The organism is Ensifer sp. PDNC004, assembly GCF_016919405.1.
GTDB lineage: Bacteria > Pseudomonadota > Alphaproteobacteria > Rhizobiales > Rhizobiaceae > Ensifer.
On the sequence record NZ_CP070353.1, the window covers coordinates 3,966,202 to 3,991,162 of the forward strand.

General features: G+C 63.3%; 25 protein-coding genes. 15 read left to right on the forward strand and 10 right to left on the reverse strand.

The genetic code is table 11. The features are described 5' to 3' along the window. Positions 1-176 precede the first annotated feature (176 nt). Positions 177-980 (forward strand): DUF1045 domain-containing protein, encoded by an 804-nt coding sequence (locus JVX98_RS27365; protein WP_205238094.1) that lies wholly within the window; start codon positions 177-179, stop codon positions 978-980. Here the strand turns inward: JVX98_RS27365 and JVX98_RS27370 are convergent. Next, positions 977-1,453 (reverse strand): NUDIX domain-containing protein, encoded by a 477-nt coding sequence (locus JVX98_RS27370; RefSeq protein WP_246764964.1) that lies wholly within the window; start codon positions 1,451-1,453, stop codon positions 977-979. The genes JVX98_RS27365 and JVX98_RS27370 overlap by 4 nt on opposite strands. Positions 1,454-1,631: 178 nt before the next feature. Between JVX98_RS27370 and puuE the strand changes: the two genes are divergently transcribed. The 4 genes from puuE to uraH all read left to right on the forward strand — a co-directional run bounded on the left by puuE (position 1,632) and on the right by uraH (position 4,058). Further along, complete coding sequence (gene puuE / locus JVX98_RS27375) at positions 1,632-2,561, forward strand: allantoinase PuuE (RefSeq protein WP_205238095.1); 930 nt, start codon at positions 1,632-1,634, stop codon at positions 2,559-2,561. Next, positions 2,561-3,064, forward strand: a complete 504-nt coding sequence (gene uraD / locus JVX98_RS27380; protein ID WP_205238096.1) for a 2-oxo-4-hydroxy-4-carboxy-5-ureidoimidazoline decarboxylase — start codon at positions 2,561-2,563, stop codon at positions 3,062-3,064. Before puuE ends, uraD begins: the two co-directional genes overlap by 1 nt. A 96-nt stretch (positions 3,065-3,160) precedes the next feature. Then, positions 3,161-3,694, forward strand: coding sequence for an ureidoglycolate lyase (locus tag JVX98_RS27385; RefSeq protein ID WP_192446971.1), 534 nt, complete (start codon positions 3,161-3,163; stop codon positions 3,692-3,694). 1 nt (position 3,695) lies between these two features. Further along, the gene (uraH, locus tag JVX98_RS27390) at positions 3,696-4,058 is read left to right on the forward strand and encodes a hydroxyisourate hydrolase (RefSeq protein ID WP_205238097.1); all 363 of its coding nucleotides are present in this window, start codon (positions 3,696-3,698) and stop codon (positions 4,056-4,058) included. Between the two features lie 146 nt (positions 4,059-4,204). On the opposite strand, the gene JVX98_RS27395 is transcribed toward uraH, so the two are convergent. The 4 genes from JVX98_RS27395 to JVX98_RS27410 all read right to left on the reverse strand — a co-directional run bounded on the left by JVX98_RS27395 (position 4,205) and on the right by JVX98_RS27410 (position 8,995). Then, positions 4,205-5,341, reverse strand: a complete 1,137-nt coding sequence (locus tag JVX98_RS27395) for an alpha-hydroxy acid oxidase (protein ID WP_205238098.1) — start codon at positions 5,339-5,341, stop codon at positions 4,205-4,207. A 115-nt stretch (positions 5,342-5,456) separates the two neighbouring features. Then, entirely contained in the window at positions 5,457-6,773 is a 1,317-nt protein-coding gene (gene guaD, locus JVX98_RS27400; RefSeq protein ID WP_205238099.1) for a guanine deaminase, read from the reverse strand. Next, entirely contained in the window at positions 6,770-8,008 is a 1,239-nt protein-coding gene (gene puuD / locus JVX98_RS27405; RefSeq protein ID WP_192446967.1) for a urate hydroxylase PuuD, read from the reverse strand. Before puuD ends, guaD begins: the two co-directional genes overlap by 4 nt. A gap of 72 nt (positions 8,009-8,080) precedes the next feature. Continuing rightward, complete coding sequence (locus JVX98_RS27410) at positions 8,081-8,995, reverse strand: LysR substrate-binding domain-containing protein (RefSeq protein ID WP_192446966.1); 915 nt, start codon at positions 8,993-8,995, stop codon at positions 8,081-8,083. A gap of 12 nt (positions 8,996-9,007) precedes the next feature. Here JVX98_RS27410 and JVX98_RS27415 point away from each other — a divergent pair, with 12 nt between their 5' ends. Continuing rightward, positions 9,008-9,346, forward strand: coding sequence for a hypothetical protein (locus tag JVX98_RS27415; RefSeq protein ID WP_156134259.1), 339 nt, complete (start codon positions 9,008-9,010; stop codon positions 9,344-9,346). An 18-nt stretch (positions 9,347-9,364) separates the two neighbouring features. Here the strand turns inward: JVX98_RS27415 and xdhB are convergent, their stop codons facing one another. The 3 genes from xdhB to JVX98_RS27430 all read right to left on the reverse strand — a co-directional run bounded on the left by xdhB (position 9,365) and on the right by JVX98_RS27430 (position 14,067). Beyond that, complete coding sequence (xdhB, locus tag JVX98_RS27420) at positions 9,365-11,701, reverse strand: xanthine dehydrogenase molybdopterin binding subunit (protein ID WP_205238100.1); 2,337 nt, start codon at positions 11,699-11,701, stop codon at positions 9,365-9,367. 2 nt (positions 11,702-11,703) lie between these two features. Beyond that, positions 11,704-13,179, reverse strand: a complete 1,476-nt coding sequence (gene xdhA, locus JVX98_RS27425) for a xanthine dehydrogenase small subunit (RefSeq protein ID WP_205238101.1) — start codon at positions 13,177-13,179, stop codon at positions 11,704-11,706. 111 nt (positions 13,180-13,290) lie between these two features. Further along, positions 13,291-14,067, reverse strand: coding sequence for a 3-hydroxybutyrate dehydrogenase (locus tag JVX98_RS27430; protein ID WP_205238102.1), 777 nt, complete (start codon positions 14,065-14,067; stop codon positions 13,291-13,293). A 254-nt stretch (positions 14,068-14,321) separates the two neighbouring features. Here JVX98_RS27430 and glpK point away from each other — a divergent pair, with 254 nt between their 5' ends. After that, positions 14,322-15,809, forward strand: coding sequence for a glycerol kinase GlpK (gene glpK, locus JVX98_RS27435; protein WP_205238103.1), 1,488 nt, complete (start codon positions 14,322-14,324; stop codon positions 15,807-15,809). Positions 15,810-15,906: 97 nt separating this feature from the next. Here the strand turns inward: glpK and JVX98_RS27440 are convergent, their stop codons facing one another. Further along, positions 15,907-16,395 (reverse strand): RidA family protein, encoded by a 489-nt coding sequence (locus JVX98_RS27440; protein WP_205238104.1) that lies wholly within the window; start codon positions 16,393-16,395, stop codon positions 15,907-15,909. A 197-nt stretch (positions 16,396-16,592) separates the two neighbouring features. Here JVX98_RS27440 and JVX98_RS27445 point away from each other — a divergent pair, with 197 nt between their 5' ends. From JVX98_RS27445 to sbmA, 5 genes are all read left to right on the forward strand, one after another. Next, positions 16,593-17,294 carry a TetR/AcrR family transcriptional regulator gene (locus tag JVX98_RS27445; RefSeq protein ID WP_205238105.1) on the forward strand — a complete coding sequence of 234 codons (702 nt, stop codon included), beginning with the start codon at positions 16,593-16,595 and terminating at the stop codon, positions 17,292-17,294. A 105-nt stretch (positions 17,295-17,399) separates the two neighbouring features. Next, complete coding sequence (locus JVX98_RS27450; protein ID WP_205238106.1) at positions 17,400-18,458, forward strand: LLM class flavin-dependent oxidoreductase; 1,059 nt, start codon at positions 17,400-17,402, stop codon at positions 18,456-18,458. Between the two features lie 100 nt (positions 18,459-18,558). Continuing rightward, entirely contained in the window at positions 18,559-19,308 is a 750-nt protein-coding gene (gene map / locus JVX98_RS27455) for a type I methionyl aminopeptidase (protein WP_205238107.1), read from the forward strand. Positions 19,309-19,521: 213 nt separating this feature from the next. Further along, on the forward strand, positions 19,522-20,721 hold the full coding sequence (locus JVX98_RS27460) for an MFS transporter (protein WP_205238108.1): 1,200 nt from the start codon (positions 19,522-19,524) through the stop codon (positions 20,719-20,721). A 165-nt stretch (positions 20,722-20,886) separates the two neighbouring features. After that, the gene (gene sbmA / locus JVX98_RS27465; RefSeq protein WP_205238109.1) at positions 20,887-22,155 is read left to right on the forward strand and encodes a peptide antibiotic transporter SbmA; all 1,269 of its coding nucleotides are present in this window, start codon (positions 20,887-20,889) and stop codon (positions 22,153-22,155) included. 21 nt (positions 22,156-22,176) lie between these two features. Here sbmA and JVX98_RS27470 read toward each other — a convergent pair whose 3' ends face one another. After that, positions 22,177-23,184: a polysaccharide deacetylase gene (locus tag JVX98_RS27470; RefSeq protein WP_205238110.1), complete on the reverse strand. Its 1,008-nt coding sequence runs from the start codon at positions 23,182-23,184 to the stop codon at positions 22,177-22,179. On the opposite strand from JVX98_RS27470, the gene JVX98_RS27475 reads away from it, so the two are divergent. From JVX98_RS27475 to JVX98_RS27485, 3 genes are all read left to right on the forward strand, one after another. After that, positions 23,183-23,374, forward strand: coding sequence for a hypothetical protein (locus JVX98_RS27475; protein WP_205238111.1), 192 nt, complete (start codon positions 23,183-23,185; stop codon positions 23,372-23,374). The genes JVX98_RS27470 and JVX98_RS27475 overlap by 2 nt on opposite strands. A 33-nt stretch (positions 23,375-23,407) precedes the next feature. Then, complete coding sequence (locus JVX98_RS27480) at positions 23,408-23,995, forward strand: NnrU family protein (protein WP_205238112.1); 588 nt, start codon at positions 23,408-23,410, stop codon at positions 23,993-23,995. Positions 23,996-24,281: 286 nt separating this feature from the next. Continuing rightward, positions 24,282-24,950 carry a tetratricopeptide repeat protein gene (locus JVX98_RS27485; RefSeq protein WP_205238113.1) on the forward strand — a complete coding sequence of 223 codons (669 nt, stop codon included), beginning with the start codon at positions 24,282-24,284 and terminating at the stop codon, positions 24,948-24,950. Positions 24,951-24,961: the final 11 nt, after the last annotated feature.

Consider the following 24,961-nt stretch of genomic DNA (forward strand, 5'->3'; position numbering starts at 1 on the left):
GGATGGTTCCGAAAAACCAACGGCGACGTTCGGTCCGGCGCTGCACTCATCCCCGGCTAACTTCGTCAATCTGTCACGCAAATCACCTAAGACGCGGCCATTGGACAAGTCGGGGTGAGGGCGGAAAACCGCATGCTTTTGCTCATCCCGCGCTGAGGGATACCCGGAGCCAGCCGATGCGCTATGCCATTTGTTTTACGCCGCCGATGGCCGACCCGCTTTCCGCGACCGCTGCAAGCTGGCTGGGGCGCAACGTCTATTCCGGCGACCCCACAGAATTGCCGTCGGTCGCGGGCTTGAGCGCCGCGGATGTCGCCTATCACACGGCGGTTCCCCGCCGCTTCGGCTTTCACGCGGTAATGATGTCGCCGTTCCGCCTGCATCCTGATATGATGGAAACGAAGCTTCTGAAGGCGCTGATGCATTTTGCCGGCGCCCAGACCCCGTTCGAAATCGATCGCCTGGAGGTTGCCCGCATCGGTCGATGCTTCGGGCTGATGCCGCAGGTGCCGAGTACGGCCATGCATCTGCTTGCGGCCAACGTCGTCCAGGAGTTCGATGCCTTCCGCGCGCCGCTCAGCGAAGACGAGATCGAGCGTTCCGATCCGGACCGGCTGACCGCGCCGCAGTTTTCCAACCTGCACCGTTGGGGCGATCCGCATGTGATGGACGAGTACCGCTTCCACATGATGCTGACCGGCCCGCTTGCACCAGACGCGATGCGGCGGGTCGAGGCGCCACTTCGTGATCTGTTCGAGCCCTGCCTATCAAAACCGCTTTCGATCGGCAGCCTTGCGCTGTTTGTCGAGCAGGAGACGGGCGCACCCATGCGGGTGCATTCGCAGCACCCGCTCGGCAAGATCTCGATGAACACGCGCGCAGAGCGGGCGAAGCGCGCCGCCGCCGATCCGTCGCTGGCGCCGCAAGGCGCGGTCCGGCCGCTGCCGCTGATCGTCGCGGCGCTGATGGCACAGCGCTAACCGGAAACGCACGCGGGCTGATCTGCAAACAGCAGCGCTTTCGGATAGGGCAGACCGAGGGGCGGCATGTCCGCCGGCGCGAAGTAGCGCAGCGACTTCGTTTCGCCATCGGTGATCGGCTGCTGGGAACCGACGATCCGGCATCGATAGAGGGTAACCACATATTCGACGTGGTCGCCGTTCGGGTAGGTGTAGCGAAACGCTTCTCCGCCGAAGACGCCCAGTATCCGCTCAACCGAGACCGGATAGCCGGTTTCCTCCATGACCTCGCGAACGATCGCATCTACAGGCGCTTCGCCCGGTTCGATGGCGCCGGCCGGCAGGCTCCAACCTTCGCCGCTTGCTTTCTCCTGCAACAGGATCCGGCCATCGGGATCGAGAATGGAGGCCGCCACCGACGGGCAGAGAAGCAGGCCGGAACCGACTTTTTCGCGAAGCGCTTGAATGTAGGATTTCATCTCGATCAGAGCCATTGTCCTTGCCAATCCATTCAACGCCGTTTCGAAAAATCTCTCAACCTCGGCCTGAACGGAATTTTTCTGGTGATTTCCGTCAGGGCCACGGTGCTGCCGCTGCCCCGCTTCCCGTCATTTCGGTATCGACAATCCGGTCGGCGGTGATACCGTTCCTAAAAATTCGAAGGGTGATTTGATGTCTGAGACTAAGTATCCGCGCGACCTCGTTGGCTACGGCCGCAATCCGCCGAAGGCAAACTGGCCGGGCGATGCGCGCATCGCCGTGCAGTTCGTGCTGAACTACGAAGAGGGCGGCGAAAGCTGCATTCTCGATGGCGACCCGGCGTCCGAATGCCTGCTGTCGGAGATCGTCGGCGCACAGCCCTGGGCTGGTCAGCGCAACCTCAACATGGAATCGATCTACGAATATGGCGCCCGTTCCGGCTTCTGGCGGCTGTGGCGCATGTTCACCAGCCGTAACGTGCCGCTGACCGTTTATGGCGTGACGCAGGCCATGGCGCGCAATCCGGAAGCGGTTGAGGCCATGAAGGAAGCCGGCTGGGAAATCGCCAGCCACGGTCTGCGCTGGCTGGAATACAAGGACGTGCCGGAAGAGGTCGAGCGCGAGCATATCCGCGAGGTCGTCCGCCTGCACACCGAACTCACCGGCGAGCGCCCGCTCGGCATCTACCAGGGCAAGCCTTCGGCCAATACGCTGAAGCTGGTGCTGGAGGAGGGCGGCTTCCTCTACTCCTGCGACAGCTATGCCGACGAGCTGCCCTACTGGGTGCCGGGTCTTTCGCCCGACAAGCCGCACCTGATCATCCCCTATACGCTCGATGCGAACGACATGCGCTTTGCGACGCCACAGGGCTTCAACAGCGGCGACCAGTTCTTCAGCTATCTGAAGGACACCTTCGACGTGCTCTACGAGGAAGGTCGCCAGGGCGACGCCAAGATGATGAACATCGGGCTTCACTGCCGTCTCGTCGGCCGCCCGGGCCGCGCCGCCGCTCTTGCCCGTTTCATCGACTACGTGATGTCGCACGACAAGGTCTGGGTGCCGCGTCGTATCGACATCGCCAACCACTGGTACCAGCACCACAAGCCGGAAGGGGCGCTCTGATGACCGACCGTGATGCCTTCGTTGCCCGTTTCGGTGGCGTGTTCGAGCACTCGCCCTGGGTTGCCGAACGCGCCTACGACCGAGCCGCGGCGACCGGGCTGACGGCGGGCACGGTGCATTCGGCGCTCTGCCAGGCCTTTCGCACGGCGTTGCCGCGCGAGAAGATGCAGGTGCTACGGGCGCACCCCGATCTTGCCGGCAAGCTGGCGATCGCCGGCAAGCTGACGGCGGACTCGACGGCGGAACAGGCATCCGCTGGCCTCGACCGGTTGACGCCAGAGGAGCATCAGCGCTTCACCGGGCTCAACAACGTCTACACGAAGAAATTCGGCTTCCCCTTCATCATCGCGGTGAAGGGGCTGACCAAGGCGCAAATTCTTGCCTCCTTCGAAAGCCGCATTGACAATTCGCCCGAAGAGGAATTTGAAACCGCTTGCGCACAGGTCGAGAAAATCGCCCGCCTGCGCCTGCAGTCGATGCTTCCTGGAGACGAAAATGCCTGACAAAACCGTTCGATGCCTGTCCCCGCTCATGAGGAGGGCGCTCGAACTGGATCGGACATCCGCAAGCGCCAAGTCTTCTTGCGAGGTCTCCGCATAATGTCGCGCCTGCTTACGATCGAACCGCTGACACGCGACGCCTTCGCCCCGTTCGGAACCGTCATCGAAGCCGATCCGGCAACGATGCGCTACATCAACGGCGGCAATACCGAACGCTTCCACGGTCTTGCGCGCGCCGATGTCGTCGGCGACGGCGCCAACGTCATCATCAACATTTTCCGCGGCCAACCGCGGGCTTTCCCCTATTCGGTGACGATGATGGAGCGGCACCCGCTTGGCAGCCAGAGCTTTTCGCCGCTCGACGACCGTCCCTGGCTGGTCATCGTCGCTGAAGACGAAGGCGGTCGTCCGGGTGCGCCGCGGGTGTTTCAGGCCAATGGCCGACAGGGCGTCAACTACGGCCGCAATGTCTGGCATCACCCGCTGATGTCCATCGGCGCCGTCAGCGATTTCCTCATCGTCGATCGGGAAGGGCCGGGCAACAATCTCGAGGAGTTCTTCTATGAGGAACCCTTCGTCATAGAGAGCGGGTTCTTTCGTCCGCTTCTCGTACCCGTTTATGAAGGAGGATGAGATGAGCAGCACCGGCCGCCTGACGACCCATGTTCTCGACACCGCACTCGGCAAGCCGGCCGAGGGTCTCCGCATCGATCTCTATTGGCTGGAAGGCGAGGAGCGGCAGCTGATCCGCACCGTCCACACCAACAGCGACGGCCGCGTCGACGGGCCCATGGTCGAAGGCGTCGGCTTCATGGCTGGCAATTACGAGCTGGTGTTCCATGCGGGCGACTATTTGCGCCGGTCAGGTGTGACACTGCCGGAGCCGGCCTTCCTTGACCGCATCCCCTTGCGCTTCGGCATCGCCGATCCGGCGAGCCACTACCACGTGCCGCTGCTGCTCTCGCCCTATGGGTACTCGACCTACCGGGGGAGCTGAGGTGTCCACCAGACGCCACATGCCTTAAGGCGCTGGACCTCTCAAAGGGTCATCCTCGGGCTTGACCCGAGGATCCATACGTCACCTGCGGCTTTGGATGCTCGGGTCGAGCCCGAGCATGACAAGAGAGTGGGAGATGCGCCGTCTCACTCCGCCAGGATGCTGCGATCGACGTCGTTGATGTCGCGCTTGCCGCAGAGGGCCATGGTGATGTCCATCTCCTTGCGGATGATTTCGAGCGCCTTGGTCACACCCTCCTTGCCCATGGCGCCGAGGCCATAGAGGAACGGGCGGCCGATGTAGGTGCCCTTGGCGCCCATGGCGACAGCCTTCAGCACGTCCTGGCCAGAGCGGATGCCGCCATCGACATGCACCTCGATCTGGTGGCCGACAGCATCGACGATGCGCGGCAGCATGCTGATCGAGGAGTGGGCGCCGTCGAGCTGCCGACCGCCATGGTTGGAGACGATGATCGCGTCGGCACCGGTGGCGGCTGCCATCTTGGCGTCTTCCGGGTCGAGAATGCCCTTGAGGATCAGCGGCCCGCCCCAGCGCTCCTTGATCCAGGCGACATCCTTCCAGGAGAGCTGCGGATCGAACTGTTCCGCCGTCCAGGCGCCGAGCGAGGAGAGATCGGTGACGCTTTTTGCGTGGCCGACGATGTTACGGAAGGTGCGACGCTTGGTGCCGAGCATCTTCATGCACCAGCCGGGACGTGTGGCCATCTGCCAGAGGTGCTTCGGCGTCATCTTGGGCGGTGCCGAGAGGCCGTTGCGAAGATCCTTGTGACGCTGGCCGAGGATCTGCAGATCGAGCGTCAGCACCAGCGCCGAGCACTTCGCCGCCTTGGCGCGGTCGATGAGGTTGAGCACGAAGTCGCGTTCGCGCATGACGTAGAGCTGGAACCAGAAGGGTTTTGTCGTGACTGAGGCGACGTCCTCGATCGAGCAGATGCTCATGGTCGAGAGCGTGAAGGGCACGCCGAAGGCTTCCGCCGCCTGGGCGGCCAGCATCTCGCCGTCGGCGTGCTGCATGCCGGTGAGGCCGGTCGGGGCGAGCGCCACGGGCATCGACACCTTCTGGCTGATCATCGTCGTTTCGAGCGAGCGGTTGGTCATATCGACCAGCACGCGCTGGCGCAGCTTTACCTTGGCGAAATCCTCCTCGTTGGCGCGATAGGTGCCCTCGGTCCAGGCGCCGCTGTCGGCGTAGTCGAAGAAGAGTTTTGGCACCCGGCGCTTGGCGAGCGCCTTGAGATCGCTGATTTCGAGGATTTGCGTCATGGGAACGGCCTTCGTCCAACGGAGATTGAACGAGCCATTACCATGTTTGCCGGAGGCTTGTTAATAGCCAGAACGCAGAGAGGTCAATTTTCTTGACCTCTCTGCGTCAGGTCGATCAGGCGGCGACAAGCGCCGATTTCGCCGGCCTGCCGGCCACGTAAGTTTCAACGATCGACCGGTCGTCGCCCATCGTCTGCAGCAGGAAGAGTTCGTCTGACAGAGAGTTGACCACTTCAGCGCGCAGCGCCATGGCCGGCGTTGCCGCCATGTCGAGCACGATGAAGTCGGCATCGGTGCCGGCTTCGAGTGTGCCGATCTTGTCGACCAGCGACAGCGCCTCGGCATTGCCGCGGGTCATCATGAAGAAGCTGTCGAAGGGGTTCAGCCGCTCGCCCTGCAACTGCAGGATCTTGTAGGCCTCGTCGAGCGTCTTCAGCATGGAATAGCTGGTGCCGCCGCCGATGTCGGAGGCGACCGAGGTGCGCACCGGCCGGTCACGCCTGCTGAGCGCGCGCAGCGGGAAGAGGCCGGAGCCGAGAAAGAGATTGGAGGTTGGGCAGAAGACGGCGACCGAGCCGGTTTCGCTCATGACGTCCGCCTCGCGCTCCGACAGATGGATGCAGTGGCCGAACAGGCTCTTGCGCCCCAGCAGGCCGTAGCGGGCGTAGACGTCGGTGTAATCCTTGGCTTCCGGATAGAGTTCGCAGGTAAAGGCGATCTCGTCGCGGTTTTCCGAAAGATGCGTCTGCACGTGCAGGTCGGGGAATTCGTGCACCAGCGATTTTGCGACGTCCATCTGCTCGGGCGTCGAGGTGATGGCAAAGCGCGGGGTGATGGCGACGTGGTTGCGGCCCTTGCCGTGCCAGTCGCGAATAACCGCGCGGGTTTCGTCGTAGCCCATCTGCGGCGTGTCGAGCAGGCCCTGCGGGGCGTTGCGGTCCATCATCACCTTGCCGGCGATCATGCGCATGTCGCGGCGGAGCGCCTCGGCAAAGAAGGCATCGGCGGACGCCTTGTGCACCGAGCAATAGGCCGTCGCCGTCGTCGTGCCATGGCGCACCATCTCGTCGAAGAAGCGCGTCGCGATGCGCTCCGCATGGGCGCACTCGACGAACCGGCATTCCTCCGGGAAGGTGTAGGTGTTGAGCCATTCAAGCAAGTTGGCGGCATAGGACGCCATCACCTGCATCTGCGGGAAATGCAGGTGCGTGTCGATGAAGCCCGGCACGATCAGGTGCGGGCGGTGGTCGATTTCCGCCACCTCTTCGGGAGCGTCAGCCTTCACCGCGGCATAGGAGCCGCTGGCTAGGATTCGCCCACCCGCAACCAGTAGGGCGCCGTCGCTTTCGTAGCTGTAGGCGGCGCTGTCGTCGATCGACGTCGGCGCGCGGTGAAAGCTCAGCAGTCGGCCGCGGATGAGGGTGGTCGTCATTGTGTCTTGCCTTCCTCGACGGCGCTTTCAAACCAGGCTGCCAGCAGTTGGCGCTCGTCCGTCGTCATGTCTGTCACGTTGCCGGGCGGCATCGCGTGGCTGCGCCCGGCCTGGATATAGATTTCGCGGGCATGGGCGGCAATCTCCGCGTCGCTTTCCAGCACCACGCCCTTTGGCGCCTGGGTGATGCCCTCATAAACCGGCTCGGCGGCATGGCACATGGAACAGCGGGTCGAGACCGTGTCCTTGACGGCCGGGAAGTGGGCATTGGCGGCGAAGCGGGTGAAGGCCGGCGCGACCTCGGCCTTTTCACCGCCGGTCAGCACCTTTGGCACGGTCGAGAGCCACATGATCAGGACGAAGAGGAGGGCCGTGACGAGCCATGTCCAGGTCGGCCGGCCCTTGCGGGCGTGGGTGGTGTTGAACCAGTGTCGGATGGTGACGCCCATCAGGAAGACCAGTGCCGCGATGATCCAGTTGAATGCCGTGGCAAACGCCAGCGGATAATGGTTCGACAGCATGAAGAAGATGACGGGCAGCGTCAGGTAGTTGTTGTGCAGCGAACGCTGCTTGGCTTGAGCGCCGAGCTTCGGATCCGGCGTGCGGCCGGCGATCAGGTCGGCGACGACGATCTTCTGGTTGGGGATGATGATGAAAAACACATTGGCCGACATGATCGTGGCGGTGAAGGCGCCCAGATGCAGGAAGGCGGCACGACCGGTGAAGACCTGGGTGTAGCCCCAGGCCATGGCGACGAGCGCCACATAAAGCAGCGCCATCAGCCCCCAGGTGTTCTTGCCGATCGGCGACTTGCAAAGCAGATCATAAAACAGCCAGCCTATGCCGAGTGAGGCGAGCGAAATCAGGATCGCGGTGGTTGCCGAGATGTCGAGCACGTGCCGGTCGATCAGGAAGAGATCGGCGCCGCCGTAATAGACGACACAGAGCATGGCGAAGCCCGAGAGCCATGTCACATAGGATTCCCATTTGAACCAGGTGAGATGCTCGGGCATCGAGGCCGGCGCCACCAGGTATTTCTGGATGTGGTAGAAGCCGCCGCCATGGACCTGCCATTCCTCGCCATAGGCGCCGACGGGCAGGTGATCGCGCTTTACCAGACCCAGGTCGAGCGCGATGAAATAGAAGGATGAGCCGATCCAGGCGATGGCGGTGATGACGTGCAACCAGCGCACGGCAAAGGCCAGCCATTCCCAGGCGATGGCGAACTCGTACATTCAGATCCCCTTTGTCTCCGTTGCCTCACTTTGCGCATAAACCGCGGAGGGGAAAAGGGGCTTACGCGCTCCTCAAGCGCTATTTGCTTGCAGGAAGTTCGGCGGGCAAAGTTCGCCGAGGATCCAGTCGCGGAAAATCCGGATTTTTGGCGTGTTACGGCGGGCGTGCGGATAGGCGAGCCAATAATCGCAGCCGTCGCTGCAGCGCAGTTCGAAGGGCTGGTAGAGGCGGCCGAGCGCCACGTCATCGGGGTAAAATTCCGGCGTCAGGATCGCCACGCCCTGGCCGGCGATGGCGGCGCGCGCCTCGAAGGACTGCGCGCCGAGGCGGCTGTGCGGCCGTCCCTCGAGATCGGGATCCTTGACGCCGGCGGCCTTGAACCACATCGGCCACCAGGGGTCACCGGGATCGATGATGCGAAGCTTCAAGAGGTCGCGCGGCTCGTGCACGCCGCCGATGGTGGCGGCAAGCGCCGGGCTCAGCATCGGGCTGAATTCCACCCGCATCAGCGGATGGGTGTCGAGGCCGGGCCAGACGCCGGCGCCTGAGCGAATGGCGAGGTCGGCCGGCTCGCGGGTAAAATCGGTGAGCGAGTCGCTGGTCGTCAGCCGGACGGCGATGTTCGGATGGGCGAGCTGGAAGCTGCCGATATTGCGGGCGAGCCATTGCGAGGCGAAGGTCGGGGTCGAGCTGATCAACAGCGCGCTGTCGATATCGCCGCGGGCATTCGAAACCGCTTCCTGCAGCATCTCGAAGGCTTCGGTGACGCGCGGCGCCATGCGCTGGCCGACTTCCGTCAGCGAGATCTGGCGCGGGCGTCGCAGGAACAGCGGCTCGCCGACATTCTCCTCGATCAACTTAACCTGGTAGCTGACGGCCGTCTGGGTCATGCCCAGCTCTTCGCCGGCCTTGGTGAAGCTGCCGAGCCTTGCGACCGCTTCGAAGACCCTGAGCGCATTCAGCGGAAACTGCTTCGACATCTTCATGGATAAGTTCTCTTGATGCACGCAGACGGATGTTCGATTGGATTTCGATCCTCCTTCACGGCATCCTTCAAGTCAACTTCCCAAGACGAAACAGGTGCTGAAATGACTTGCGACACTTACGAACATACTGAAAGAAAACCATTTCTTTCGTTCGAGCCGGTCACCCGGCTTGTAGCCGGCCTGTTCGGCGGTCTTGTTGCCGCCAAGCCGACGCTCGACGTCAATGCGCTCCCAGATCATATCAAGAGAGACATGGGTTTCATGGATGGCCGCGGCCCCTATGGAGATGACGAAGAGGCGATGGCTGCCTCTCGCCGCCTTTTCAGCGTCGATGAAATGCCGCGGTTTTAACGTTGACGACGATGGCCGTCAGGCTTGCCGAAGGCGCTCGATGGCCATCAGCACACGCTCCGGTGTCGCCGGGGCGTCGAGGCGAGGGCACTCGCGATAATCCGCGACACTCGCCACCGCCATCGACAGTGCCTCCAGCACCGAGATCGGCAGCATGAAGGGCGGCTCCCCCACCGCCTTGGAGCAGCCGATGGTCTTCTCGGCGTTGCTCGACCATTCTGCAAGCTTGACGTTGAAGATCTTCGGCCGGTCGGAGGCGAGCGGGATCTTGTAGGTGGAGGGGGCGTGGGTGCGAAGCCGGCCCTTGTCGTCCCACCAGAGTTCCTCGGTCGTCAGCCAGCCCATGCCCTGCACGAAGCCGCCCTCGATCTGGCCGATGTCGATCGCCGGATTGAGCGAGCGGCCGACATCGTGCAGTACGTCGACGCGGTCGACCATGTATTCGCCGGTCAGAGTGTCGATCGAAACCTCCGAAACCGAGGCTCCATAGGCGAAATAGTAGAACGGCGTGCCGCGACCGCTGGCGCGATCCCAATGGATCTTCGGCGTCTTGTAATAGCCGGCAGCCGAAAGCTGGATGCGCCCCATATAGGCCTGCTTGATGAATTCCGGGAACGGGATCAGCTCTTCGCCAATCTTCACATGGTTGGCAACGAAGCTGACATTCTCGGGCGTCGTCTGCCAGCGTTCGCAGGCGAAGCTGATGAGCCGCTCCTTGATCTGGCGCGCGGCGTCGTAGGCTGCCATGCCGTTGAGGTCGGAACCCGACGAGGCGGCAGTCGCCGAGGTGTTCGGCACCTTGCCGGTGGTCGTTGCGGTGATGCGCACCCGGTCGAGATCGACCTGGAAACTGTCGGCGATTACCTGGGCGACCTTGATATAGAGGCCCTGGCCCATCTCGGTGCCGCCATGGTTCAGGTGGATCGAGCCGTCCTGGTAGATGTGGACGAGAGCGCCGGCCTGGTTGAAGGCGGTCAACGTGAAGGAGATGCCGAACTTCACCGGCGTCAGCGCGATGCCCTTGCGGATGACGCGGCTATTCCGGTTGAAGTCGAGGATCGCCTGGCGGCGCGCCTGGTAGTCGGCGCTCTCCTCCAGTTCGGCGACGATCTCGGCGATGATGTTGTCTTCGACCTGCTGATGGTAGGGCGTGACATCGCGGCCGGAGCCCTTGTCGCCATAGAAATTCAGCTTGCGGATTTCGAGCGGATCCTTGCCGAGCTGGTAGGCGATTTCCTCGATGATGCGCTCGCCGCCGACCATGCCTTGCGGCCCGCCGAAACCGCGATAGGCGGTGTTGGAGACGGTGTTGGTCTTCAGCGGCTGCGAGGTGAGCTTCACATGCGGATAGAAATAGGAGCTATCCGCGTGGAACAGCGCGCGGTCGGTGACCGGGCCAGACAGATCCGATGAGTAGCCGCAGCGGGCGGCGTAATTGGCATGGACCGCGTGAATGCGGCCGTCTTCGTCGAAGCCGACATCGTAGTCTACGAGGAAGTCGTGGCGCTTGCCGGTCGCCGTCATGTCCTCGTCCCGGTCAGGGCGGAACTTGACGGCGCGGTTGAGCTTCTTCGCCGCGACCGCCGCAAGGGCGGCGAACTGGTTGCCCTGCGTTTCCTTGCCGCCGAAGCCGCCGCCCATGCGGCGGACATTTACTGTCACTGCATTGGAAGGCACGCCGAGCACATGCGAGACCATGTGCTGTATCTCGCTCGGATGCTGGGTCGACGACCAGACCGTGACCTCGTCGTCCTCGCCGGGGATGGCAAGGGCGATATGGCCTTCGAGGTAGAAATGCTCCTGGCCGCCGATGCGCATTTGCCCTTTGAGCCGGCGCGGCGCTTTTTCGAGTTCAGCTTCCGCGTCGCCGCGCTGCAGGGTCAGCGGCTGCGTGACCAGTTCGCCGCCGCGGGCGACGGCGTCGAGAATGTCGGTGAAATGCGGCAGGTCGCGATAGGTGATCTTTGCCAGTCGCGCCGCGCGGCGGGCGATGTCGCGCGTTTCGGCAATGACGGCGAAGGCCGGCTGGCCATGAAACTGCACGAGGCCATCGGCAAGGACCGGCTCGTCGTGGAGGTGGCTGGGACTGATGTCGTTGGAACGCGGCATGTCCTTGGCGGTCAGCACGCAGACGACACCCGGCATGGCAGCGACGGCCGAAAGGTCCATGGCGGTGATTTCCGCATGCGCGCGGTCGGTCATGCCGAGCGCGCCATGCAGGGTGCCCGTCGGTTCCGGCATGTCATCGATATAGTCGGCGGTGCCGGAGACGTGCTTGTGGGCGCTGTCGTGACGCTGTGAGACATGCATCTCGCCGCGGATCGCCTTGCGTTCCTCGAAGGTGGATTTGTCCATGATCATCTGTCTCCCGCAGCGAAGCGCACCAGTTGTGCGGGCTCGCCGCCACTTTCCAGGAAGAAGCGCATCAGCAGGTTCTTCGCCGCCAGCATGCGATAGTCGCTCGTTGCCCGCCAGTCGGTGAGCGGCTGGTAGTCGGCATCAAAGGCCGCTTGCGCGTTGCGAACCGTCTCCTCGGTCCAGGGCTTGCCGATGAGCGCCGCTTCCACATTGGTTGCGCGCTTTGGCGTGGCGGCCATGCCGCCGAAGGCGATGCGGGCGGCGCGGACGACGCCGTCTTCCACCGACAGGCGGAAAGCGCCGAGCAGGGCGGAGATATCCTCGTCGCGGCGCTTGGAGATCTTGTAGGCGGCAAAGAGATCGCCTTCCGGCAGGCGTGGGACGAAGATGCTCTCGACGAATTCGCCGGTCTGACGGTCCTGCTTGCCATAGGCGATGAAGAAGTGTTCGAGCGGCAGCATCCGGCGCCCGCCCTTCGAGCGCAGTGTCACGGTGGCTCCAAGAACGATCAGTGGCGGCGGACTGTCCCCGATCGGCGAGCCGTTGGCGATGTTGCCGCCGATCGTGCCCATGTTGCGCACCTGCTCGCCGCCGATGCGGTTGATCAGCGGGCCGAGCGCCGGAAACGCCTTTGTGAGCGCCGAATAGGCCATGGTGTAGCTGACGCCGGCGCCGATCGTCAGGCCCGCCTCGGTCTCCTCGATGCCTTGCAGTTCGGCAATGCCGTTGATGAAAATGACCGGGTTGATCGGCCGCATCTGCTTGGTCACCCAGAGGCCGACGTCGGTGGAACCGGCAACGACCGTCGCCCCCGGATTGTCGGCGAGCGCTTGTGCGAGGCCATCGCCGTCGGCCGGCACGATCAGACAGTTTTCGCCCTGGCGGACGGTGATGGTCTCGGCCGGTGCCAGCGCCTTCAGCTGCGCGGTGATCGCCTCGCGCTCGCGGGTGATCGGATCGAAGATCTCGGAGGGGCGCGCTTCTGCCGCCGCTTCGGCGGCGCGCACGATCGGCTCATAGCCGGTGCAGCGACAGAGATTGCCCTGCAGCGCCTTTTCGATGTCGGCGCGGCTGGGGCTGTCGTTGGAAAGCCACAGGCCGTAGAGTGACATGACGAAACCGGGCGTGCAGAAGCCGCATTGCGAGCCGTGGAAATCGACCATCGCCTGCTGGACCGGATGCAGTGCGCCATCCTGGCCGGCGAGATGTTCGACGGTGACGACATGGGTTGCCTGCAGCGAGCCGAGGAAACGGATGCAGGCGTTGACGCTCTCATAGACGAGCCGGTCGCCCCAGAGCCGCCCGACGAGCACGGTGCAGGCGCCGCAGTCGCCCTCCGCACAGCCTTCCTTGGTGCCGGTCAGCCGGCGCTCCAGCCGCAGATAGTCGAGCAGCGTCGTTGTCGGTGCGATGTCGGAAAGGGCGACCTCGCGGTCGTTGAGGATGAAGCTGATGCTTCCGTTCGGCTGGGGCATGCCATTCATTCCCTGCGCTGCTGCGTACTACCTGAAATCACTTTGATCTTAGGTGGTTATGCAGAAAAGCAAAGAGCCGCGGAGATTTTTGCACGCCCCGTCGACATGCGCCTACTGCGCCGTCCAGCCGCCATCCATGGAAACATGAGTACCGGTGATCTGTGCCGCATCGTCACCGGCGAGATAGACGGCGAGCGCTGCCACCTGCTCGACGGTGATGAACTTCTTCGTCGGCTGGCCCTTCAGCATCACGTCGTTGATGACCTGCTGCTCGGTGATGCCGCGGGTGCGGGCCTGATCTGGGATCTGCTTTTCGACGAGCGGCGTCAGCACGTAGCCCGGGCAGATCGAGTTCGCGGTAATGCCGCTTTCGGACACCTCGAGCGCCACCGTCTTCGTCAGGCCGAGAACGCCATGCTTGGCCGCCACATAGGCCGCCTTGAAGGGCGAGGCGACGAGGCCGTGGGCCGAGGCGATGTTGACGATGCGGCCCCAGCCTTTCGCCTTCATGCCGGGAATGGCGGCGCGAATCGTATGGAAGGAGGAGGAAAGGTTGATCGCGATGATGCGGTCCCATTGCTCGATCGGGAAATCCTCGACCTTTTCGACATATTGGATGCCGGCATTGTTGACGAGGATATCGACGCTGCCGAAGCGGGTCGTCGCTGTTGCGATCAGGTCGGCGATTTCGGCTGGCTTCGTCATGTCGGCGGCATGATAGACGACCGTTCCTGTCGTCAGCGCGCTGACATCGTCCGTCGCTTGTCTGATTTCGTCCGGGCTGCCGAAGCCGTTCAGCACGATATTGGCGCCGCCCTTGGCGAAGGCCTTGGCGATCGCAAGCCCGATGCCGCTCGTCGAACCGGTGATGACCGCTGTTTTCGTCATTGCTGCTCTCTCCCTTTGCGGCGCCGCGCACTGCTTTGTTGCGGCGCAACAGCGCCAGCCTACGCGGAAAACGCGGGCGCTGACAATTGTGTTTTTGGCTTCGCGATCGCAGAGTTGAGGAGGGGAGCGGCGATGCCGGTCTGTTGCGTTTTGTTTTCGTTTGACATTCGTTTTGCCATCGTATTGAAGTTTTCGAAATGAGAACCCGCCTTCAAGGCCGGTGAACAAACATGCGTGTGGCCGGGGAGGGGCATATGGGCGGATATATTCTCGCGATCGATCAGGGTACGACCTCGAGCCGGGCGATCATCTTCGACGGTCAGCAACGGATCGTTGGCGCCGGCCAGAAGGAATTCAAGCAGTATTTTCCTAAATCCGGCTGGGTCGAACACGATCCCGAGGAAATCTGGCAGACGGTGCTTTCGACGGTCGAGGACGCGCTCGCCAAGGCCGGCATCAAGGCCGGCGACCTCTCGGGCATCGGCATCACCAACCAGCGCGAGACCGTCGTCGTCTGGGATCGCGAGACCGGCAATCCCATCCACAATGCGATCGTTTGGCAGGACCGCCGCACCGCCTCCTATTGCGATCGGCTGAAGAAGCAGGGGCTGGAAAAGACCTTCACCAAGAAGACCGGCCTGCTGCTCGATCCCTATTTCTCCGGCACCAAGCTCAACTGGCTGCTGACCAATATCGACAGGGCGCAGGCGCGCGCCGCCAAGGGCGAGCTCTGCTTCGGCACCATCGATACCTTCCTCATCTGGCGGCTGACCGGCGGCCAGTCTTTCGCCACCGACGCGACCAACGCCTCGCGCACGCTGCTCTATAATATCGCCGACAATGCCTGGGACGACGAGCTGCTGAAAATCCTGAAAGTGCCGCGTGCCATGCTGCCCGAGGTCAAGGATTGCGCCGCCGATTTCGGCGTTACCGATCCAGGACTCTTCGGCGCGGCAGTACCGATCCTCGGCGTTGCCGGCGACCAGCAAGCGGCGACCATCGGCCAAGCCTGCTTCAAGCCGGGCATGCTGAAATCCACCTATGGCACCGGCTGCTTCGCGCTGCTCAACACCGGCAAGGACATGGTGCGCTCGAAGAACCGGTTGCTCACCACCATTGCCTACAAGCTTGATGGCGAAACCACCTATGCGCTCGAAGGCTCGATCTTCGTCGCGGGTGCCGCGGTGCAATGGTTGCGCGACGGGCTGAAGGTGATCAAGGCCGCCTCCGACACCGGCACGCTTGCCGCAAGCGCCGATCCGACGCAGGAGGTTTATCTGGTGCCGGCCTTCACCGGGCTTGGCGCGCCGCATTGGGATCCGGATGCGCGTGGTGCGATCTTCGGCATGACCCGCAACACCGGCCCGGCGGAATTTGCCCGCGCGGCACTCGAAGCCGTCTGCTACCAGACGCGCGACTTGCTGGAAGCCATGCACAAGGATTGGCGCAACAACGGCAAGGAGACGGTGCTGCGCGTCGATGGCGGCATGGTTGCCTCCGACTGGACGATGCAGCGCCTGTCGGACCTGCTCGACGCGCCGGTCGACCGACCCGTCATCCTCGAAACGACCGCGCTCGGCGTCGCCTGGCTTGCTGGCAGCCGCGCCGGCGTCTGGCCGAAGCAGGAAGACTTCGCCAAGTCCTGGGCACGCGACCGCCGCTTCGAGCCCGCGATGGACGAAAAGACGCGCAAGACGAAGCTCAAGGGCTGGCGCAACGCGGTCAAGCGCACGCTGAGCTAAGGGCCGGGACACGCGCTGATTTTCTCCGCGTCGTCCGGTTCTCTTGACGATCATCTGCCTTGCTACCGGACGGCGGTGCTCGCGTGCCGGCCGCCCGTCAGTCGATGACCGCGACCGCTTCCACCTCGAACAGCATGCCGTCGACCGCCAGCTTGGGCACCGGAACGAGGGTCTGTGCCGGCAGGGTTGTTCCGAACATCGCCTTGACGCTGTTGGTCAGGACCTCAAGCTTCGACATGTCGTGGTCGACCACGAAGATGGTGAGCTTGGCGACCTGGTCCGGCCTTGCGCCAAGGCCCTCGAGCGCTGCACCCAGATTGGCATAGGCCTGCTTGACCTGCACCGCGAAGTCGGGAGACAGGCCGCCGGTGCTGTCCTGGCCGCCCTGTCCTGAAATGTAGGCCACGCGGGCCCCGGCAGGCGCAATCACCGCGGTGCTATAGCCATGCGGCGTCGGGTCGTAGAGGTTTTTCGGATTGACGATCGTCAGCTTCGTCGCCTGCTCGCTTGCCGTCGCCAGGGTGGAAACGCCTGTGGTCATGATGATGAACCCTCCGATCATGAGATGTCTGATTGCGTGTGACATGATGTTCTCTCGTCTCCGAGGTCTGCGCGCGACGCGGCTTGCAGACCCGCAGGTTTGACCTTTCGCCGTCGCTCTTTGATATTGACTCGTACGGCGTACGATTGATTTACATCGTACGCCGTACGAGTCAATCGTTCAGGATCGACATCCAGCGTGTTGTCGGCGTAAATCGGTGTTTCAATCCGTAAGGAAGACGCATGGCTGGGAAAGGGAACGGCGGGCAGGGCAAACGCTCCCAAAGGGTGGAGGCGCTAGCGGTAGCTGAAGCCGGGCAGAAGCCGGGCGGCGAACCGTCGCTGTCTCTGGACCGTATCGTCGCAACGGCGGTTGACCTGCTGGACACCGAGGGGATCGAGGGGTTGAAGATGCGCCGCCTTGCCGGCCGTCTCGGCGCCGGCGTCATGAGCCTCTATTGGCATGTCAGCAACAAGGAAGAGGTGTTTGATCTGGCGCTCGATGCGGTGTTTGCTTATCGCGAAGCCCCGCAAAAGACCGAGCCAGAGGATTGGCGTAGCGATGTGGTTCTCATGCTCGAAGACTGGCGTGCAATCATGTTGCGCCATCCCTGGTCGGCATCGCTGTTGCCGCGCCGGGCGCTCGGCCCGAACATCCTCGCCCGCCTGGAAACCATGAGCAGGGCTCTGTCGGGCGCCGGCGTTGCCGATGCCAGCATGAACGTCGCGATCTGGTCGCTGTGGAACTACGTGCTCGGCGCCACCGTCACCCGGGCGAGCTTCGCGCTTTCGGATGCCGACCAGACTGCCGGACAACAGCGCCTCTCGGTGCTCAGCGAACGCTATCCGACCATCGAGCGCACGCGCCTGCTGCTCGACAACGACTGGGACGGCACGTTCCGGAAAGGTCTCGACATTCTGCTCGACGGTCTGTCGCGCCGCTGACGTCCATTGGTGTTCGTCCGGGAAACACTGTGTTTCCCGGACGCGCATTTGCTGCTCCTGCGCGCGCCAACTATCTGTTGTGCAAACAGAAAAAGGACAGGCACCATGGAACTCGGGCTTTACACATTCGCGGATGTCGATCCGAACGCCGATGACAAGGGCAGGGAAGGGCAGCGTCGCCTCAACAACCTTCTCGAAGAGATCGAGCTTGCCGATCAGGTCGGCCTCGACGTCTTCGGGCTCGGCGAACATCACCGCCCCGACTATGCGGCCTCTGCGCCGGCGGTCATCCTGGCCGCTGCTGCCGCGAGGACGAAGACCATCCGGCTGACGAGTGCCGTCACGGTGCTGAGCTCGGACGATCCCGTGCGGGTCTTCCAGCAGTTTTCGACGCTGGACCTGATCTCGGGCGGTCGCGCCGAGATCATGGCCGGCCGCGGGTCGTTCATCGAATCCTTCCCGCTCTTCGGCCAGTCGCTCGACGACTACGACCAGCTCTTTGCCGAGAAACTCGATCTGCTGATGGCGCTGCGCGAGAACGAGAAGGTCTCGTGGTCGGGTGAGATGCGGCCGGCGATCCATGATCGCGGCGTCTATCCGCGGCCGCTGCAGCAGGAACTGCCGCTCTGGATCGCCGTCGGAGGCACGCCGCAGTCGGTGGCGCGCGCCGGGGCGCTTGGCCTGCCGGTGGCGCTTGCCATCATCGGTGGCGAACCCCGCCGGTTTGCGCCGCTCTTCGATCTCTATCGCGAGGCCGCGCGGCGGGCCGGCCAGGATCCGGCAAAGCTGAAGACCAGCATCAACGTGCACGGCTTCATCGCCGATACGACCGATCTCGCCGCCGACCAGTTCTACGGTCCCCAGGCGGAGGTGATGAACCGCATCGGTCGCGAGCGCGGTTGGGGACCGACCAACCGGGCGCATTTCGACCAGGCGCGCAGCCCCAGCGGCAACCTCTTCCTCGGCGACCCGGAAACGGTGGCCGAAAAGATCGTCGAGAACTGGAAGCTGTTCCGCAACGATCGCTTCTTGCTGCAGATGGCGATCGGGCCGATGCCGCACGACCAGATCATGCGCGGCATCGAGCTCTACGGCACCAAGGTGGCGCCGCTGGTGCGCAAGGCCGTGGCGGAAGAGAAGGCGGCGGCCCCGGCCGCCGTCTGACCGGAGACGCCGGGTCTTGCGCCCGGTTGCCGGTCATTCCGCTCGGCGCTGGCATAACGCCTGGCGACACGCTACATGTGAGCGCGAAAGCGAGAAACGGATGACCCTCAACAACGAAGAAGATCTGCTGCGGCTGAAGGAAATCGGCCGCATCTGCGCCAATGCCCTACACGCGATGGGCGAGGCGCTCGAGCCCGGCATCACCACGGCGGAGCTCGATGCCATCGGCCGCAAGGTGCTGGAAGAGGCCGGCGCACGCTCGGCGCCGGAGCTCTGCTACAATTTCCCCGGCGCCACCTGCATCAGCGTCAACGAGGAAATCGCCCACGGCATTCCCGGCGGCCGCGTCATCAAGGCAGGCGATCTCGTCAACATCGACGTATCAGCCGAAAAAGACGGCATCTTCGCAGACACCGGAGCCTCGTTCCCGGTGCCGCCGGTCACCGCCGCGATCGACCGGCTGTGCCGCGACGGCAAGCGGGCGATGTGGGTGGGCCTCAAGCAGGTGCGCCCGGACCAGCCGCTAGCGGCCATCGGCAATGCGATCGGCGACTTTGCCCGCAAGAACCGCTATTCGCTGGTCACCAACCTCGCCAGCCACGGCATCGGCCGCTCGCTGCACGAAGAACCGACCGAGATCGCCACCTGGCCCGATCCCAAGGAGCGCCGCCGGATGAACGACGGCATGGTGTTTACGGTCGAGCCGTTCCTGTCGATGGGCGCACAATGGGCCGAAGGCGGCAACGACGACTGGACGCTCTACAGCGATCCGCGCGCGCCGACGGTGCAGTACGAGCACACGGTCGTGGTCACCCGCGGCGGGCCGCTGGTGGTGACGCTGCCGGGCTGAACCGGGATGGGGCGGCGGCCTGCAGCCTCCGCCGTCCTCCAGTCGATTTTTTGCTCCACCGCTGCAGGGCATGATCTGCCGCCGTGACGCCGCGGACCTTACCTTTCCGGCGATTGGTCTAAGCCATTGAAATCGGCGATCGTTCGATTTCTTCAATAGATCCTTCAATTATTGTCGTTTGTGGCCTGCCGTGTTGCGGCGCAATAAGCTGATATGACCACGCTCGACAGACCGCTGCAGACCAACATCGCCGCCACGGCAGCCGCCGGCGCCATCGCCATGGCCGTCGCCATGGGGTTTGGGCGCTTCTCCTACACGCCGATCCTGCCGTCGATGATGGCGGATCTCGGCTTGTCGCCGGGCGATGCCGGTTTGATCGCGTCGGCCAATTTCGTCGGCTACCTCGCCGGAGCCATTCTTGCCGCCTACGGCTGGGCGCATGGGCACGAGCGGCGGATCGGGCTTTTATCGCTCGTCGCCACGACAGCGCTGCTGGCGGCCATGGGCCTGTCGTCCTCCGTCGTCGTGCTGGCGCTGATCCGTTTTCTCGCCGGCCTTGCCAGTGCCTTTGCGATGATCTTCATCTCCGGCATCGTGCTTGGCCATGGCGTGCTTGCGCGCTCGGAAAACGTGCCCGCCGTCCACTTTGGTGGCGTCGGCCTCGGCATCGCGTTTTCATCCCTTTGCGTCTGGGCGAACCCGCTTGCGGGGCACGCCGGCCTGACGACCTCCATGGGCGACTGGTTCACTGGCGCGCTCGTCGGGCTGGTCGGGACTGTCGTCGTTGCCGCACTTCTGCCTGGTGTACCGTCTTCCGGTTCAGGTCCGGTGCGCGAAAAGCCGCTGCGCTGGACGCGGCCGCTGACCGTCGTGACCTTCACCTATGCGCTCTTCGGCTTCGGCTACGTGATCACCGCCACCTTCCTCGTCACCATGGCGCGCGATCCGAGCGGCGGCCACAGCGTCGAGTTTCTCGCCTGGCTTTTGACCGGGCTTGCCGCAGCGCTCTCCGTCTATCTCTGGCGCTTTGCCGTGCCGCGCTTCGGGCTTGCCGGTGTCTACGCGATCGGCCTTTTGGTCGAGGCGGTCGGGCTGGTGCTGACGGTCAGCCTGCCTTTGCCCTATGCCCCGCTTGCCGGCGGCCTGATGCTTGGCGCAACCTTCATGATGATCACTGCCTATGGCCTGCAGATCGGCCGGAAGCTGGCGCCCGAAAGCCCGCGCAAGGCTCTGGCCCTGATGACGGCCGCATTCGGTATCGGCCAGATCATTGGCCCTCTGGTGGCCGGCTGGCTTGCTGAGCGCACGGGTAGCTTCGCCGCGCCGACCCTGATTGCGGCCGCCGTCCTCTTCCTTTGCGGCGGCGTCATTGTCGTCGAGCTGAAGCGGATTTCCCAGGCTTTGAGGGGCTAGTCAGAGACCCTGGCAGCCCTCAAAATACATCCGTGCAATACGGGCGGCCGACCGGATGAAATAACAGTAACGTTTATATTATCCGATTGTTGAGAGCAGCGCTTTGCCCTAGTTTCGGCGCTTCGAGCGGTAACACATCGCCTTACCGAAACGTGAGTAGACCCCTTGTTCCATTCCTTCTTTCCGAAGCCGAAGCTGTTCTTCACCTCCGGTGCCCTCTGGTCGATCATCTGCATTATCGTTTGGTACACCGTCGGCCCGCAATTAGGCGCTGCGGTTGGCCTGCCGCCACTGGCCCCTGGCGAAAAACCACCGATCGGCCTCGCCTACTTCTTCACGCCGGACAATCTCTGGTTCTATCTCTACTTCACGATCTTCGTTGCGATCTTCGGCGGTGCCTGGAAGATCATCGCAAGGGATCACCCTTGGGTGAATTGGTCGATCTGGGGCTCGGCCTTCATCATCTTCATCGCCTATTTCGCGGTGCAGGCATCCGTGGCGCTCAACAACTGGCGCGGTCCGTTCTTCGATCTGTTGCAGGATGCGCTTGCCGGAAAGCCGGGCATCACGACGACTCAGTTCTACACGCTGCAATTGCGCTTCCTCGAAATCGGTTTCGTTGGCGTTACGTTGAACGTCGTCACCGCATTCTTCACCAATCACTACGTGTTCCGCTGGCGCACCGCCATGAACGACTTCTACATGTCGAAGTGGGACAAGCTGCGCCACATCGAGGGCGCTTCGCAGCGTGTTCAGGAAGACACGATGCGCTTCGCCAATATTCTCGAAGGCCTCGGGGTTACACTGATCAACTCGGTCATGACGCTGGTGGTGTTCCTGCCCCTGCTGTTCAACATGTCGCAGCACGTGGCTGACCTTCCGATCATCGGCGCCGTACCGCACGCGCTGTTCTGGCTGGCGATCGCTTGGTCGCTGTTCGGCACGGCGCTTCTGGCGCTCGCCGGCATCAAGCTGCCAGGGCTGAACTTCAAGAACCAGCGCGTCGAAGCGGCCTACCGTAAGGAACTGGTCTATGGTGAAGACCATGCGGATCGTGCTCAGCCGGTGACGGTCCGGGAGCTGTTCGGCAATGTTCGCCGCAACTACTTCCGTATGTACTGGCACTATCTGTACTTCAATATCGCGCGCTACTCCTATGGTCAGCTCGACGCGATCTTCCTGAACTTCATCCTGATTCCGACCTTTGTTGCCGGCAAGATCACCATGGGCATCTGGCAGCAGATCGCGACGGCCTTCGGTGAGGTCAGCAACTCGTTCCAGTACCTGGTCAACTACTGGTCGACGATCATCGAACTGTTGTCGATCCACAAGCGCTTGAAAGCCTTTGAGGCTGCTATCTCCGACGAGCCGCTGCCGGATATCGACCAGCGCTACCTGGAACGGGGCGCCGCGGAAGATGCGCAGCCGGCCTAAGGCCGGCGCAACCGACGAAAATCAGAAGGCGGTTCGACCCGCCTTCTTTTTTGCCTGCTCGATGAGCGGCAGCGCCTGGGCGTAGCTGACGCAGGCGACGTCGGCCTTGCCGCAGACTTCGCTCAGCAGGCGGTCAAGCGCGCGCCAGTAGGCGCCGCCGTTCATTTCGACGAAATGAAAACCGAGCTGCAGCGGGATGCGGTCGCCCGTATATTCGCGGTCGAAGGCTTTCTTGTAGGCCTCGTAGGTGCGCTCCTCGAAGCGGGCGCTGTCCTTCTTGTTCTCGACGCCCATGGAGTGGCGGACGAAGAGATTGTAGTCCATGCCGATGACCGGGCGCTGCGACGGCCCCTCGGGGATCAGCGGCAGGCCGAAGCGCGGCAGACCGTCCTTCGCTGTCGGCCAGCCCGGACCTTTGGTCACCAGGCTCGCGTCATAGGTGAAGCCCCACTCCTTCAGCGCCGGCGCCAGGCCATCGCTCAGCGAAAGATAGGGCGCGCGGAAGCCCTTGACGCCGGCCTTGGCGAAATCCGCCCAGCCCTGAGGCTCGGCGTCGGGCGTGCCGGCCTTCTTCCAGGCGTCCTTGAGCGCCGTGTCGAACGTCGAAAACTCGCTTTCCCAGTCGGCCTTGCTCCAGCCCTTGCCGTCGAAGTGGCCGCAGGCGTGGCTGGCGATATCGTGACCGTCGAGATGGGCCTGCCAGATGTGACCGGCGCGCGCCGCGATCTCCTCGCGGCTCTGGGCGAAGCCGACATTCGAGCGGCCCGCCTTCTGGCCCGGCGGCTTGTAAAGCGTCTTGCCGTCCGCGCGCGTCATCAGGAAGGTGCAGGAGAGGAAATAGGTGAAATGCGCGCCGGTGCGCTTGGCCATCGCCAGGCTCTTTTCCCAAAGCGCGTTGTCATGCGCGCCGTCGAACGAGACGATCACCAACTGCTTGTCGCCGGCGGGCGCGGTGGCGGGCGACGCCGGCTCGGCCCTGGCAAGAGCGGGAAGAAGGGCGAGCGAGAGGGCAAGCGGAATACGGATCATGATCAACTGCACTGTTTTGGTTTTGTCGCAAATGGTTCGAAAATGCGGCAATCCTTTGATCGGTCTGGAAAAAACGCGCCATCAAGGCTACTCCATAGCAACCTGGGCGGAATCGGTCCGGGAACCGAATACACTGGAAATCAACAGGCTTCAGCTGCCGGCTCCCGTCTTTTCCGACGCGCGGCGCTGAGTTTGCCCGATACTCGAACAAAGCGGTGGCCCCATGGCGATACTCGTTCTCGGCATCATTCTTTTTCTCGGCCTGCATCTCATCCGCGTCGTCGCGCCCGGTTTCCGCGCCGGCGTCATCGAGAGCCGCGGCAAGGGCACCTGGATGGGGATCTATGCAATCCTCAGCCTCATCGGCCTCTGTCTGATCATCTATGGCTTCGGCCAAGCGCGCAGCGAAACGGGCCTGCTCTACGATCCGCCGGTGTTCATGCGCCACATCGCGCTGCTGCTGATGCTTTTTGCGTTCATCTTCCTTGCTGCCGGCTTCCTGCCGGCCGGGCGCATCGCTGTTGCGGTCAAGCACCCGCAGGTGCTTTCGATCAAGGTCTGGGCGCTGGCGCATCTGCTCGCCAACGGCGAGACGTCCTCCGTCCTGTTGTTCGGCTCGTTTCTCGCCTGGGCGGTGATCCTGCGCATCTCGCTGAAACGCCGCGAGCGGGCAGGCGAACGCGTGCTGCCGGTGTTCAAGTCGGCCACCAACGACGTGCTCGCCGTCATCATCGGCCTTGTCGCCTACGTGCTCTTCGTCTGGAAGCTGCACGAATGGTTGATCGGCGTCGCGCCGGTCGTCATGGGCTGACGCAATTTCCGGCAAAAATGCGCGGTGCTTTTGCGCACGGAATTGCAGTAACAGAAAATTTAGAGCGACGAAGGCGGCCTCGTGCCGGCCATCGGCGCTCTAAATCGCGTCGGCCCCCTTACAAGCGCCGCAAAATCGGGTAGAAGGCGCAAAATCCACGAGAGTGCGGCGGGTGCGGCAAAGGGCCCGTCGTGCATGCTCGAACAGTTTGAGAGCGTCCGTTCCGCCGATCGTCATGAGACCGTTGGCGCAGCGGGCCAGTGTGCAGGCAAGGCCGGGGCAATAGATGGCGAACCAAGACGACAGCTTTATCCGCGAGGTCAATGAGGAACTGCGTTCCGACCAGATGAAGAGCATCTGGGCCCGCTTTGGCGGCGTCATCGTGGCGATCGCCGTGCTCATCGTTCTCGGCACCATCGGCAAGGTCGGATTCGACTACTGGCAGGATGGCGCCTCCTCGAAGTCGGGCGATGCGTTCCTGCAGGCGCTGAACCTCGCCAAGGAAAACAAGACGGACGAGGCGCTCACCGCCTTGAACACGCTGGAGAAGGGCGGCTACGGCGCCTATCCGGTGCTGGCGCGTCTACGCGCTGCCACGCTGCAGGCGCAGAAGGGCGAGACGGATGCGGCTGCCAAGGCGTTCTCCGCTATCGGCAAGGACGGCAGCGTTCCGACGGCTATTCAGGAGGCAGCGCGCCTTCGTGCAGCCTACCTGCTGGTCGACACCGGCAGCTACGACCAGGTCTCGGCCGAGGTCGAGCAGCTTGCAACGCCTCAGAACAACATGCGCCACTCGGCGCGTGAAGCCCTTGGTCTCGCTGCCTACAAGTCCGGCGACTACGCCAAGGCGAAGACCTGGTTCCAGCAGATCGTCGACGATGCGCAGAGCCCGCGCAACGTCACCGGTCGCGCGCAGATGCTGCTCGACGTGATCGCCGCCAGCGGCAAGGCATAAGACGACAGCCC